This window comes from Streptomyces sp. 71268 (assembly GCF_029392895.1).
In the GTDB taxonomy this organism is placed as follows: Bacteria; Actinomycetota; Actinomycetes; order Streptomycetales; family Streptomycetaceae; genus Streptomyces.
In genome coordinates this window covers 2,254,435-2,268,743 of sequence record NZ_CP114200.1, presented here as the reverse complement: position 1 = coordinate 2,268,743, position 14,309 = coordinate 2,254,435, and the positions used below count along the sequence as shown (strand labels likewise).

Here is a 14,309-nt window from a genome sequence, read left to right as displayed (position 1 = left end):
AGGACCAAGCTGTGTCGGAGAACAACGTGACGTTGCAGAAGCAGCGGCCAGCCGCGGGCGAGACCCTGCTCAAGGTGACCGGCCTGGTCAAGCACTTCCCGATCACCAAGGGGCTGCTGCGCCGGCAGGTCGGCGCGGTCCAGGCCGTGGACGGGCTGAGCTTCGACGTGAGGTCGGGCGAGACGCTGGGCGTGGTCGGCGAGTCCGGCTGCGGCAAGTCCACCATGGGGCGGCTCATCACCCGCCTGCTCGAACCCACCGGCGGCACGGTGGAGTTCGAGGGCCGGGACATCACCCACCTGAACGTCGCCGGCATGCGCCCGCTGCGCCGCGACGTCCAGATGATCTTCCAGGACCCGTACTCGTCGCTGAACCCGCGCCACACGGTCGGCACCATCGTCAGCGCCCCCTTCAAGCTCCAGCGCATCACCCCCGAGGGCGGCGTCAAGGCGGAGGTGCAGCGACTCCTGGCGCGCGTCGGCCTGAACCCGGAGCACTACAACCGGTACCCGCACGAGTTCTCCGGCGGCCAGCGCCAGCGCATCGGCATCGCCCGCGCGCTGGCCCTGAACCCGAAGCTGGTCGTCGCGGACGAGCCGGTCTCGGCCCTCGACGTGTCGATCCAGGCCCAGGTGGTCAACCTGCTGGACGACCTCCAGGAGGAGCTGGGCCTGACGTACGTGATCATCGCGCACGACCTGTCGGTCATCCGGCACGTCTCGGACCGGATCGCGGTGATGTACCTCGGCAAGATCGTCGAGCTGACTGACCGGAAATCGCTGTACGAGCGGCCGATGCACCCGTACACCCGGGCGCTGCTCTCGGCGGTCCCGGTGCCCGACCCGAGGCGTCGCGGCAAGCGCGACCGCATCCTGCTCCGTGGCGACGTGCCCTCGCCCATCGCCCCGCCGAGCGGCTGCCGGTTCCACACCCGGTGCTGGAAGGCCACGGTGGTGTGCACGGTGGAGGAGCCGCCGCTGCTCGCGCTGAAGACGGGCCACCAGGTGGCGTGCCACCACCCCGAGAACCACGAGGACCTCAAGCCGGGCGACGCCGCGCTGGCCGAGGACGCGGCGGGCGGTGGCAAGGGCGCCCGCACCCAGGCGCCGAGCGCGGCGGCGCCGGCGGCGGGGTCGACCACGACGGCTGAGAAGGCGCCGGCCAAGGCCGCGAAGACGGCGACGGCCGGGGCGAAGACGGCTGACCGGGCTCCGGACGGGGCCGCGGACAAGGCGTCCGCCAAGCCCTCGGCGGAGGCAGCGGGGAAGGCGTCGAAGGAGCCGGCGAAGCAGTCCGCGAAGCAGTCCGCGGAGCCCGCGAAGCCCGTGAAGAAGGAGCCCGGGGCCGCCGAGGGCTGACCACGGGCGCGGCGGTGACGGATATCACGGCCGGGGCGGTGGGCGAGGTGGCGCGGTGGCCGTGACCGCGGATGTGGGCGGTGTGGGCACGTACGACGCTAGGAAGCGGGCCCGGCGGCCGGGCCGCGCGCGGGGCCGGGGCGGGCCGGTAGTGGCCCCGGGCCCCGTTGATCAGATCGGGCATCCCGGACCCGCGGGGTAAAAATAGCGGGTGCTCACCGATCTGTTCACGCCATCCGTGCTGCGCTCCTTGGACCTCGCCGGGATCTTCGTCTTCGCGATCTCGGGCGCGCTCCTCGCCGTACGCAAGAACTTCGACGTCTTCGGCATAGCCGTGCTCGCCGAGGTCACCGCGCTGGGCGGCGGGCTGATCCGCGACCTGATCATCGGGGCCGTGCCGCCCGCGGCCTTCACCGACTTCGGTTACTTCGTGACCCCGCTGATAGCCGCCAGCCTGGTGTTCTTCCTCCATCCCGAGGTGGAGCGGATCAACGGGGCGGTCGGCGTGTTCGACGCGGCGGGCCTCGGCCTGTTCTGCGTGGCCGGCACCACCAAGGCGTACGAGTACGGGCTGAGCCTGACCGCCTCGGTCACGCTGGGCGTCGCCACGGCGGCGGGCGGCGGCGTGCTGCGCGACGTGCTGGCCAACGAGGTGCCCTCACTGCTGCGCTGGGACCGCGAGATCTACGCCGTACCGGCCCTGGTCGGCTCCTCCGTGGTGGCCCTGCTGGTGCACTTCGACGCGCTGAGCGGCGGCACGAGCGCGCTCGCCGCCCTGCTGGCCTTCGCCCTCCGGCTGTGCGCGATGCGCTTCGGCTGGCGCGCCCCCCGCGCCTGGAACCGCCGCAGCACGGCCCGCGAGGAGGCGGAGGGAACCTAGCGCCGGCGCGGGCCGGCCGACCCCATGGGGTGGAGTGCGCGCGGCGCCTGCGCGGCGCTTGCGGGGGTGGCGGGGCTTGGGGCACGGGGCGGTGTCGTACGGGGCGCGGGGCTACGGGGCACGGCGCGCGGGGCACGGGGCGCGGGACGGTGATCGCGTACGGGGCACGGGGCACGGGGCGGGGGTGTACGGGGCACGGAGACCGACACGGGGCGTGGGGCCGCCGGAGGGTGGGAGTGGGCGGGGGCCGGGGGAGGGGTGGGCGAACCGGGCCCGGAGGAACCTACCCGTCGGTAATTTTGGCGTGTACGGTGCTTTCCATGGCACAGGCAACCATCGGTAACAGCGAGTTCGACCGGGACACGACGGTGACCCGCCGCGCCCCCGGGACGGGCTCCGCCGCCGAGTCCGGCGCTCCTTCCGCCGCGGTCACCGCGACCTACGACGCCGACCTCTCCGCACGCTGGAGCATCCTCAAGGCGCTGAACGGCGGCTACCTGCTGGCCGTGCTCGGCCGGGCGCTCGGCGACACCCTGCCGCACCCCGACCCGTTCTCGATCACCGCGCACTACCTGACCGCCTCGCAGCCCGGGCCCGCCGTGATCCGCACCGAGACGGTCCGTACTGGTCGCACCCTCTCCACCGGTCAGGCGTCCCTCGTCCAGTTCGACGAGGACGGGGCCGAGGTGGAGCGCATCCGCGTGCTGGCCACCTACGGACACCTGGACGCGCTGCCCAACGACGTGCGCACCACCGCCACGCCGCCGGCCATGCCCCCGTACGAACACTGCCTCGGCGCGGACGACGCCCCCGACGGCGAGGTGCCGCTCAGCGACAGCTCCGAGATAGTGGACCGGTTCGACATGCGCCTCGACCCGGCGACCGCGGGCTGGGCGGTCGGCCAGCCCAGCGGGGTCGGCGACATGCGGGCCTGGTTCGGGCTCGCCGACGGCAGGGACCCCGACCCGCTGTCGCTGCTGCTGACCGTGGACGCGTTGCCGCCCACCGCGTTCGACCTCGGGCTGAGTGGCTGGGTGCCCACGGTGGAGCTGACCGCGCACGTCCGCCGCCGTCCCGCCCCCGGTCGGCTGCGCGTCGCCATCACCACCCGCAACCTGGCCGGCGGCTTCCTGGAGGAGGACGTCCAGGTCTGGGACAGCGCGGACCAACTCGTCGCGCAGGCCCGCCAACTGGCCCGGGTGAAGCTGGGCTAGCGGCGGCCGCGCTCCGCACGGGGCGACCGCGCACCGGAGCGCGGCTGCGAGCCCCGACTGTCTGATGGGCGTTCACCTCCCCTCACGGCGGCGATAGTTGAGGCGTGTGAGACGTGTGGGGCGTGGTGGTTCGGCTGGGTGTGCGCGGCGGGTTCGGGGGCGCGGAACGAGGCGTTCGTACGCTCCCGGCGCCCGGCTCCGCGTGCCACACTGATCGCCATGGGGGACCTCGCTCTGACATTTGACGACGGCACCGTCGCCTGGTTGCGTCTCACTCCGGTCGCCGACGGGGCGCGCCCAGCGCCCGTCGGCCCGGCGGGGGCGACGGGCGGCGGGGCGCCGGACTCCGCTCACGGTTCTGAGAGCGGTGACGGCGGTGACCACGGGGACGGCGGTGCCGATGACCGTGACGGCGCGCCCGACGGCCCGTACGGTCAGCCGCCCGAGCCTGACCTCGAACTGCCCTCGGGGTTCGGCGGGGCCCGCGCGGTCAGCGTCGACAGCAGGACCGCGCGCGCCCTGTCCGCGGGCGGGCAGGCGCTGGCGAACGCGTTGCGCCCGCTGAGTGGGGTGTTGGAGAGCATCCACACCTCTCTCGCGGACTCACCGCGCCGCCCGGACGAGGTGACGGTGCAGTTCGGCGTCACCCTCGGTACCGATCTCAGCCTCGGCGTCTTCACCGGCAAGGGAGAGGCCAACTTCTCGGTCTCCGCCACCTGGAACCTCGGCTCGACGTCCGCGTAAGGCAGCGTGATCGACATGCACGCTGACGTGGAGGACGCCGCGCTGCACGCCGCGTTCGTCTCGGTGCTCGGCAACGGTGGGCCGGTCGGTGCCGGCGTGTTGATCGCCGACGACCTGGTGTTGACCTGCGCGCACGTCGTCAACAGTGCTCTGGGCCGGGGCCAGTTCGACCAGGCGGCCCCGCCCCGTGACGCCCTGCTGCGGCTGGCCTTTCCGCTGGTGGACCGGGAGCGTGAGGTGAGCGCCCGGGTGGAGCCAGGCGGGTGGCGGCCCCCGCGCGCGGACGCCACCGGCCGCGCGCCGGTGGTACCCGGGCGGCTCGCGCACCACGGCGATCTCGCGGTGCTCCGGTTGGAGGGGAGCGTTCCGCCGGGCGCCGAGCCGGCGCCGTTCCAGCTCCACGACTGCGAGCGCGAGGTCGTCGCGCTGTGGGCCAGCGGGAACCCGGCGACGACGATCCGGGCCAGGCCGCGCGTGGTGGCCGCCCCGTGGGTCGCGCTGGACGTCGTCGGCGGGGTGGGCGTGAGCGCCGGGTACAGCGGCGGCCCGCTGTGGGACCGCGCGCGCCAGGCGGTGGTCGGGCTGGTGGTGGCCGTCCACGAGGACGCGCAGGCCGTGCGGGCGCGCGCCGGCGCCGGCGCCGGCGGGCACCAGGACCGGTCGCCGGCTGTCGTCTATGGCATCAGCCTGCCGGCGATCGAGTCGGAGCTGCCCCGCATGCCGCCACTGCGGGTGCCCGCCGCCCGGCGCGGCGTGCAGCAACTCCTCGCCGCGCTGGAGGACGTGCTCGCCACGCCGGCGTCGGTGGCGCAGTGCGAGCGGTGGCTCGCGGCGCGGTTCGGGTTCCCCGCGCGCGACCTCGGCACCGACCACGCGCGCCTGGTACGGCTCGCCGTGGGCAGCCGGCGCGGCGTGCCCGAACTCCTCGAAGCCGCCCGCGGCACCCTCGCGCCCGACGGCGGTACGGCTGGCGCGCCCGGTGCGGTGGGGGTGGCCGGTGCGGTGGGGGTGGCCGGTGCGGTGGGCGTGGCCGGGGCGGCGTGGGAGCGGTTGCGCAGGGCCGCGCGCATCGTGAGCCCCACCGAGTGCCTGACCCTGGACCAACGGCGCGACCTGGCCGGGCTGCTCGCCCGCTGCCGCCAGGCGACGCCGGACGCCCTGCTCGCCGCCGTACTGCCCTACGACGCGGAGCCGCGGGCGCTGTCCGGACTGGCCGACGTGATCGACGTGTTGGAGGCGTACGAGCCGACGGACAGCCAGCCCGTGCCGCCGCTGCTGCGCGCGGTCGTCCTGGTGGCGGGCGCGGAGCGGCAGACCGCGGACCTGCTCACCGAGGACCTCCAGGCGTGGACGGAGCGGGTGGCGCGCCGGATGGGCGTGCCGTGGGCCGCGGTGTGCCAGTTCCAGGCGGACGTGGCGGACCGCGGCGTCGCGGCGAAGCCGCCGCCGGCTCCGCCGCCGCCCGTGGACGGGGCGGGTGGCGGCGCCGGGCGGCTGGGTCGGGCCGTGCCTCGGGTCCAGATCGAGCTGTTGCCCACCGGCGGCAGCAAGCTCTTCACGTACCAGATATGGGCCTGGGACGCCGGCGCGCAGCCCAGGCTCGTCGTGGTGCAGGATCGCGACGCCGCCAGCACCCGGGTGGTCGAGGACATCCGGCGGGTGCTGCGCACCGAGGTGCGCGAGGACCCCGAGACGGCGCTCGTGGAGTTCTTCGTCGCGCCCGAGTGGCTGGGGCTGGCCATCGACACCTGGGAGTCCGACGAGGGGGACGAGGGCGGCGCGTTCGTACCGGGGCTGACCCGACGCCTGGTCGTGCGCACCACGAGCAGGACGCGCGAGTGCTACGCGGGGTGGAAGCGCCGCACGGCCGCACTGGCCAGCGCCGGACGCCTGGTCTTCGGCGAGAAGTACGCCGACCACAAGGTGGCGCGGGCCAACCTGGAGGTCCGCCCGGACGTGGGCACCGTCGTGCTGTGCTGCGACCCGGCGCGGCACGGCCAGTTGCTGCGGCAGTGCGTACAGGCCGGCGTGCACACGGTGCTCTGGCACCGTACGGACCACGGGGAGCAGGTCGGCCTCGACCTGTCGAGCGTGCTGGAGGGCACCGAACCGCGCGGGGTGCCCGAGGCGGTACGGCTGGAGCGGGCCAAGGCGATGGCCGAGCCCGGCATCCCGACGCACCGGGGTGGCCAACTGTCGCTGCTGCACGACCCGCCCGACCACCGGCCCCCGCCGCTCGCCCCGGAGCCCTGGGTCCTCGCGGAGCCGGCGTCATGACCGGCCACCGCCAGCCCCGGGGCGTGGCGCGCGCCCCTGGCCGCCCGCCCGGTGCCCGTCCGCGCCGCCCGGGCCCCGTCCACGCGCCGCGCGCCGCCCGCGCTCCCGCGCCCCTCGTGCGCCCGGCGCCCGGCCACGCCGTTCCGCGCTGGCCACGACGGTCCCGTCGTTCCGGGCCCTGGCCCCTGCCGGCGCCCCCGCCCACGCTCACGCCCACGACGATCAAGGAGAGTACGCCGTGGCCCCACCAGCCGGATCGGGCAGTGCCCAGAGCGAACCGGGCGCGGATCGTCCGCACGAGGTGAACGAGCCGAACGGGGCGGGCGAGGTGAACGAGCCGAACGAGCCGAACGTGCCCAACCAGCCGGCCACGGAGGCCGGCTCCCCGGAGGCACGTTCACCGGAGGGCGGGGCGGCGGGGACGTCGGGCGAGAGGTGGTGGGCCTTCCGGGGCCCCGCGGCGCTGCCGCAGCCGCCGCCCTGGCGCCGGTTCGCTACCACCCGGCACGCCGGCCCCACGCCGCCGTACCTGATGGGCCGTGACGAGATCGCCATCGTCAACGCCGCCCTGCACCTGCACCGCCCGCTGCTGGTCACCGGGCGCCCCGGCACCGGCAAGTCCGAACTGGCCCACGCCATCGCCCGCGAACTCGGGCTCGGCCCGGTGCTGCGCTGGTCCGTGAACAGCCGCGCCACCCTGGCGGACGCCCTCTACCGGTACGACGCGGTAGGCAGGCTGCGCGAGGCGTCGCTGCGCCGCGAGCGCGCGATGGGGGCCGCCGCCGCACGGGGCAGCATGCGTGGCGGCGCCGGCCCGCGCGGCAAGGGCACCGGCGCCCGCGCGCTCCGTGGCGCGCGGGGCGGCGCGCACGGAGCGCTGCACGCCGGCCGCCGGGCCTCGGGCTACCGGGCCGCGGCCCCGGAGCCGGACATCGGCCAGTACCTGCGGCTCGGCCCGCTCGGCACGGCGCTGGCCGCCGCGCACCGGCCGCGCGTGCTGCTCATCGACGAGCTCGACAAGGCCGACATCGACCTGCCCAACGACCTGCTGGTGGTCCTGGAGGAGGGCGAGTTCGAGATCCCCGAGCTGGCCCGGCTGCCCGAGCAGCAGCGCGATGTGGACGTGCTGGTCAGCGGGGGACGGGAGCGGGCCAGGGTGCGACGCGGCGTCGTCGCCTGCACGCACTTCCCCATCGTGGTCATGACCAGCAACGGGGAGCGCGACTTTCCCCCCGCGTTCCTGCGCCGCTGCGTCCGCCTCGACCTGCCTGACCCGGACGCCGACCGCCTGCGCGACATCGTCCGCGGCAGCCTGGGCGAGGTGGCGTTGGCCAAGGCGGAGGACCTCATCGCCGCGTTCCTGCGCCGCTCCGCCACCGAGACCCTGGCCACCGACCAGCTCCTGGCCGCGGTCCACCTGCGCATCGCGGGCGCCGACATGAGTCGGGACCAGCTCCTCGCGGCCGTCATGCACCGGCTCGACGAGACGTTACCGACGTGATCGACCGGCTGCGGCAGGCGCTCGTCGGCGTGGGGTACGAACCCGGCGCCGACGAGCTGCTCGACGTGCTGTGGCTGGCCCAGGTCATCGCGGACGCCGAGCGGAGCGACGCGCGCCAGGCCGCGCCCGACCCCGCCCCACCGGCCGCGCCCCCGCCGCCCGACTCCCTCCCGTCCGACCCCGCCCCGTCCAACCCTGCCCCGCCCGATCACCGCGCCGTACCCGCCCCGTCCGCCCTGTCCGACCCATCCGCCGGACCCGCCCCCGAGGCCGACGCCGAAGAGCCACGGCCGGGCCACGCCCCCGAGGACGGCCGCGACACCCTCCCCGGCAACACCCCCGCCGACGCCCCCGTGGGGCCCGCGCGCGGCGCGTCGGCCGGGTGGCCGGCGGCCCCGGAGCCCGACGGGGCGGGCGCACGGGGCGCCGTCCCGCTGCCCGGGCCCGGCGGGCTGGCCGCGCCGCCGACCGGCGCACCGCCGTCGGCGCCGGATACGACGGGGGCCGGCCCCGCCGCCCCGTCCGGCGGGAAGCGACCACCACGGCGCGCCCTGTTCAGCCACGGCAGCGCGGGCGGCGACGGGGCCGGGCGGGGCGCGCGGGGGAGCCGGGTACCGGGCGGGCGGATGCTGCCCGAGGCGCAGCGGCTGGCGCGTGCGCTGCGCCCGCTGACCCGCTACCACGACCACCCGCAGCGCACCGTCACCGACATCGAGGCCACGGTGCGGCTCACCGCCGAGACGGGGCTGTTCGACCTGGTGACCACGGCGGTCCCCGAACGCGCCCTGACGGCCGTGCTCTGGGTCGACCGGTCGCCCTCCATGCGGGTGTGGCACCCGATCGCCGCCGAGGTACGGGCGGTGCTGCGACGCAGCGGCGCCTTCCGGTCCGTACGGCAGCAGCGGTTCGACCCGGCGCGGGCCGGGGCCCGGGGGCGGCGCGCCCCGTCCATGGCCGACGGGCCCGGCGCCGTCGTCCTCATCCTCACCGACGGCGTGCACCCGGCCTGGCGCGATCCGCGTACCCTGCGCGCCCTCCTCGCGCAGCACCGGTGGGGCCCCGTGGCCGTGCTGCACGCGTTGCCGCGCCGGCTGTGGCGGGGCAGTGGCCTCGACGCCCAGCCGCGACTGCTCACCGCCACGGCGCCGCTCAGTCCGGCGCACCGGCTCGGCGTGGCCGACCCGCTCACCGGCGAGCGCGATCCGAGCGCCGAACACCACGTGGCGCTGCCGGTGTTGCGGCTGGCGCCGGCCGCGCTGGCGCCGTGGGTCGCCCTCCAGACCCGACCGGGCACCCCGCGCCACGTCGAGACGGTGCTGGTGCCGATGGAGCGTGCGCCGGGTGTGGCGGGCGCGGCGGCGCGCCGGGCGGCGCCCGCCGGTCCGCCACCCCTCGCGCCTGAGCTGTCCGCGCCGGAGGCCGGACCGGGCCCGGCCGAGCCGGACGCGGTCCGGCGCGGCCTGTCGGCGTACCCGGGGACGTTGGTCGCGCCGGAGACGGGTGCGCTGCTCGCGCCGGACGCGGGCGGGCCGGTCGAGCCGTGGCGGGCCACGTCGCCGGGGGCCAGGTCACGCGGGGCGGCGTCACGCGGGACGCCGTCAGGGGGCGGGCCCGGCGCCGGGGCGGTGGGGCTGTCCGCCGAGGAGCGGATCGAGCGGTTTCGGAGCACGTTCTCACCGGAGGCGTACCGGCTGGCGGTCCGGCTCTCCGCGGTTCGCCCGCTGACCACGCCCGTCATGCACCTGGTCAGGTCGGCCGTGCTGCCCGAGGCGACCGCCGCCCAGGTGGCGGAGGTGCAACTCGGCGGCCTCCTCACCCAGCTCACCCCGGCCTCGCCGACCGCCGCGCGGGTTGCGGAGATCGAGGCGCTGACCCGCCGCCTGGTCCCGGCCGACGCCGCCCAGCCCGTGTACGACTTCGCCGACGGGGTGCGCGAACTCCTCTTCAGCGCCCTGGGCGTCGAGCGCTCCATCGAGATCGTCGAGGCGGTGGGCCGCGCCCTGGCCCCGTACCTGGGTAGCCTGCCCAACTTCCCAGCCCTGATGGCCGACCCGGAGGGCCTGCTGCGCCTCACGGGCACCGCCCGGGCGTTCGCCGTGCTCGTGGGCCCGGTCTGCGAGCGGCTCGGCCTCCCGGCGGCCGAGCCCGGCCCCGCCCTACGTACCGAGGCCGCCGCTGTCCGGACCGACGTGCCCGTGCTCGGTGGGCACCGCTCCCTCACGCGCACATCCGTCGAACCCCAGCTCCCCGTGGCCGGGGCGGCGCCGTCGGACCCGGCGAAGCGCGGCCCGTACGACGCGGATCGCACCGCCCCGGCCCCCACCGACCCGGCCCCGGTCGCCCCGAAAACCGGCCGGGCCCCGCCCCCCGGTGGGCCTCCGCCGCGACCCGACAGAGCGGGCGAGCCGACGCCGGACGGAGCGGACGCCGAGGCGCTGCCGGACGGGACGGATGTCGAGGCGCCGTCCGACGGGGCGGGCCAGCCGCCACCGCCGCTCGTGGAGCCGGTACGGGCCGACCGGTTGCGCTTCGAACTGCTCGGCCCCGTACGCGCCTGGCGCGACGAGGTCGAGGTGTCTCCCCGCTGGCCCCGTCAGCAGACGCTGCTGTGCCTGCTGCTGCTCCGCAAGGGGCGCGCGGTCACCGTGCACGAGGCCGCGACGGCGCTGTGGGGCGCCCAACAACCGGCGCAGACACCGGCCGTCATCCACAGCTACGTGGCCCAGCTCCGCCGCACCGTGGGGGCGGAAGTGCTGCGCGGCGCCGGCCCGGACGGCTACGTACTGGACGGCGACGTACGCACCGACGTCGGCGAGTTCCAGCTCCGTGAGGCGGGGGCGGACCAGGCGCTGCGGCGCGGGGACCGGCGCGCGGCGCGCGCCCTGCTCGGCGAGGTGCTGGAGCGGTGGCGGAGCGACCGCGAGCCGCTGGCGCAGGTGCCGGGCCCGTTCGCCGCCGCCGAGCGCGCGCGGCTCACCGAGTGGCGGCTCGAACTCCAGGAACGCGCGCTGGGCCTCGACCTCGCCCTGGGCCGCGTCGACCAGACCGTCCCCCAACTCGCCGCCCTGGTCGCGCGGCACCCGCTGCGCGAGCCGTTGTACCACCTGCTGATGACGGCGCTGCACCGCGCGGGACGCACGGCCGAGGCCGTCGCCGCCTACCGGAACTGCCACCGGCTGCTCTCCGACGAACTCGGCATGGAGCCCACGACCGAGGTACAGGACCTGTACGAGCGCATCCTGCGCGGCGCCCACGTGCCCGCCCCCGACCCCCGCGCGCCCAGCGGCCCGGGGCCCCGCCTCTCCGTCCAACTCCCCGCGCCGCCGGCCCACTTCGTCGGCCGCGAGGCGGACCTCGCCGAGCTGCGGGGCGCGCTGCGCGGAACCGGGCACACGGCGCCGGTCTGCGGCATCGGCGGGCTGGGCGGCATCGGCAAGACCACGCTCGCCCTGGCCGCCGCGCACGAACTCGCCCTGGCCTTCCCGGACGGGCGGCTCTTCGTGGACCTGCACGGCGGCGAACGCGGCAGGCCCGCCATCGGCCGCGTCCTGGAGGCCCTGCTGCTCGCCCTGGGGGCCGCGCCGGACGACATCCCGTACGGCACGCGGGCGCGCCACGCGCGGTACCAGGCGATGCTGGAGGGGCGGCGGGTGCTCGTGGTCATCGACCGGGCGCACGGCTGGGCGCAGGCGGCGCCGCTGCTGCCGGACGCCCCCGGCTGCGCCGCCATCGTCACCAGCCGCAGGACGCACGCCGCGCCGGAACGGGTGCCGTGGGTGGCGCTGCGCGAGTTCAGCCAGCGGGAGGGGCTGGACTTCCTGGCGCGCCTGCTCGGGCGCGCGCGGGTGGTTCAGGACGCCAACGGGGCGCACCGGCTGTTCCGGTACTGCGGCGGGTTGCCGCTGGCCCTGCGCATCGCCGGCGAGCTGGTGCGCCGGCAGCACCAACGCTTCCCCTGGCCCCTGACCCGGCTGGCCGACCGGCTCGCGGCCCCCGCGTACCGGCTGACCGGGCTGCGCGTCGGTGACCTCTCGGTCGCCGCCGGCTTCGAGCAGACCTTCCGCCGGCTGAGCACGGAGCGGCGACGCGCCTTCTGCCTGCTGTCCGTGCTCGACCACGACGAGATCAGCCGGTTCAGCTCGGCGGCGCTCCTCGACCGTACGCAGCTCGTGGCGGAGGACCTGCTGGACGCGCTGGCCTCCGCGTCCCTGCTGCACCGCGAGGACCGCGACCGGTACCGCTTCAACGCCCTGGCCCTCCTCTACGCCCAGCAGGAGCTGGCCAAGCACGGCTTCGGCGCGGCGGACGCGCCGAGCAAGCACCTGGCGGGGCGCGAGAGCGACGCCGCCGTGCTGCGCCTGGCCGACCGCTACCTGATCGCCGGCGCCGCCACGCTGCGCCACCTCGATCCGGGCGACACCCTGCCCCGGCACCTGACCTCCCACGGCGCGCGGCTCGACCGGGCGGCGGCGCGCCACGTCGAACCCCCGGCGCGGTGGCTGCGCGACGAGGCGCCCCGACTGCTGCGCGTGCTGCGCCGCGCGGCGCAGCCCGGCCGCGTCTCGGCGGCCCTGCTCCAACGCCTGGCCGACCTGGCGCTGGCCGCCCGGGCGCTGGCCGACGACGAGGCGTACGCCCGGCACTTCACCGAGAGCGTCGAGGCCCTCTCCCTGCCGGCGAGCGGAACCCGTACCCAGGCCGTGCGGCAGCGCGCCCTGGCGGCGCTGGCCCACGCGCACAACCGGGCGGGCCGCTTCCCCGCGGCGGAGCGCGCGGCGGCGCAGGCGATGCACCAGTACGCGAACGCCGCGGACCCGCCCGACCCCGTCGTCCAGGCGCTGGCCCCGCACGAGCGGGCCGCCGCCGTGTACAGCCTGGGCCGCCTGGCCGAGGCCGAGAAGCTCCTGGAGCTGGCCGAGCGGGCCTACGAGAGCGACGGCAACCTGTCCGGCCTGGCGCGGGTGTGGGCCGACCGGTCCCGCGTCCTCCTCTCGCGCGGCCGGCCCGACCAGGCGCGCGAACTCGCCGAACACGCCCTGGACATCGCGGAGCGGGCCGGCCGCGCCCCGTCCGGCGCACCCGCCCCGTCGGCCGGCACGCTCCCGACGGGGCGGGGCCTCGCGGTCGCGCACGCCTCCCACGCCCTGGGCTGCGCGCTGACCGCCGACGGGCGCCCCTCGGACGCGCTGCCGGCGCTCCAGCGTGCGCTGGACCTCTTCGCGGGCGCCGGCCGGTACGTGGCCGAGGCCAGCACCCGCGCCAGGATCGCCGAGGCGCGGCTCGCCACGGGGGACGCCGGCACCGCGGTCGAACTGGCCAACCAGGCCGTCGCCACCTTCGACCGGCACGGCGGCGACTGGCGCCGCGCGGACGCCCTGGTGGTCCTCGGCCGGGCCATGCGGCGCCAGGGCCGTCCCCGGGGGGCCGTGACCTGTTGGGTGCAGGCGTTCGACGTCTACCAGACGCTGGGCGCCCGCGAGGCGGACACGGTCGCCGACCTGCTGGCCGACCTCCAGGCGCACGGCGCGCCGGACGGCGCCCCGGACCGGGCGTCGCGCCGGCGCGGGAGCGCGCGGTGAGCGCGCGGTATGAGGGGACTGGAGCGCCGTACGGCCCGCGTACGGCGGGCCGCGAGCCCAGCCGGGCAACGCATCACCACCGAGGCCGGGAGAGCGGGCCATCCGACACCGGAAACCGACGGAGGACACCATGAGGAACGCATTCCGACGCGGCGGCTACGGGGCCGCCGCAGTCGCCCTGGCCGCCGCGCTGACGGCCGGGGCGGCGGGCACGGCGGGCGCCGCCGACGCCGACCGGACGCCGCGGCACGGCGCGCCGGACGGGGCGCGGACCGCCGGCCTCCAGGGCCCCGTCGTCACCCACCCGGAGTCCAGGCCCTACGAGTACCCGGCGGGCGAGGTCTGCCCGTTCCGGGCCCGCGCCGAGTTCCCGGTCAGCGAACTGCGGCTGCGCACCTGGACCGACGGCGCCGGGCGCCCCGTGTTCGCCGTCGAGGACGGCCCCCTGGTGCTGCGCGCGACCAACCTGGACACCGGAAAGACGGTGGAGCGCGAGGTCTCGGGAACGGCGACCATCACCTACCCCGCCTACCCCCGCTCCGACGTCTACGTCATGAGCGGCGACAACTGGGCGACGGGCTTCCACGCGCACGACCAGCCGGCCGGCAAGTGGCTCGTCAGCCGTGGCTACATGTCGGTGCGCATCAGCCCGGCCGACGAGGGGACCGCGGGCACGGCGAAGAAGCTGCTGGGGCTGTACGGGCCGTACGAGGATCTCTGCGCGACCCTCGCCGCCCGGTAGCCGCGCCCCGACCC

Annotated in this window: 8 protein-coding genes; all 8 read left to right on the top strand. The window is 76.8% G+C overall.

Features of this window, described 5'->3' with window-relative positions; genetic code table 11:
- Positions 1-11 precede the first annotated feature (11 nt).
- The 8 genes from OYE22_RS08270 (at position 12) to OYE22_RS08235 (ending at position 14,295) form a co-directional block, all read left to right on the top strand.
- Positions 12-1,358, top strand: a complete 1,347-nt coding sequence (locus OYE22_RS08270; protein ID WP_277319795.1) for a dipeptide ABC transporter ATP-binding protein — start codon at positions 12-14, stop codon at positions 1,356-1,358.
- A gap of 211 nt (positions 1,359-1,569) precedes the next feature.
- The gene (locus OYE22_RS08265) at positions 1,570-2,238 is read left to right on the top strand and encodes a trimeric intracellular cation channel family protein (RefSeq protein WP_277319794.1); all 669 of its coding nucleotides are present in this window, start codon (positions 1,570-1,572) and stop codon (positions 2,236-2,238) included.
- 320 nt (positions 2,239-2,558) lie between these two features.
- Complete coding sequence (locus OYE22_RS08260; RefSeq protein ID WP_277319793.1) at positions 2,559-3,452, top strand: thioesterase family protein; 894 nt, start codon at positions 2,559-2,561, stop codon at positions 3,450-3,452.
- A 219-nt stretch (positions 3,453-3,671) separates the two neighbouring features.
- Positions 3,672-4,196, top strand: a complete 525-nt coding sequence (locus OYE22_RS08255) for a CU044_2847 family protein (RefSeq protein ID WP_277319792.1) — start codon at positions 3,672-3,674, stop codon at positions 4,194-4,196.
- A 15-nt stretch (positions 4,197-4,211) separates the two neighbouring features.
- Positions 4,212-6,473, top strand: coding sequence for a trypsin-like peptidase domain-containing protein (locus OYE22_RS08250; protein ID WP_277319791.1), 2,262 nt, complete (start codon positions 4,212-4,214; stop codon positions 6,471-6,473).
- Positions 6,474-6,711: 238 nt separating this feature from the next.
- Positions 6,712-7,974 carry a MoxR family ATPase gene (locus OYE22_RS08245; protein WP_277319790.1) on the top strand — a complete coding sequence of 421 codons (1,263 nt, stop codon included), beginning with the start codon at positions 6,712-6,714 and terminating at the stop codon, positions 7,972-7,974.
- The gene (locus tag OYE22_RS08240; protein ID WP_277319789.1) at positions 7,971-13,553 is read left to right on the top strand and encodes a BTAD domain-containing putative transcriptional regulator; all 5,583 of its coding nucleotides are present in this window, start codon (positions 7,971-7,973) and stop codon (positions 13,551-13,553) included. Before OYE22_RS08245 ends, OYE22_RS08240 begins: the two co-directional genes overlap by 4 nt.
- A 130-nt stretch (positions 13,554-13,683) precedes the next feature.
- Entirely contained in the window at positions 13,684-14,295 is a 612-nt protein-coding gene (locus tag OYE22_RS08235; protein WP_277319788.1) for a hypothetical protein, read from the top strand.
- Positions 14,296-14,309: the final 14 nt, after the last annotated feature.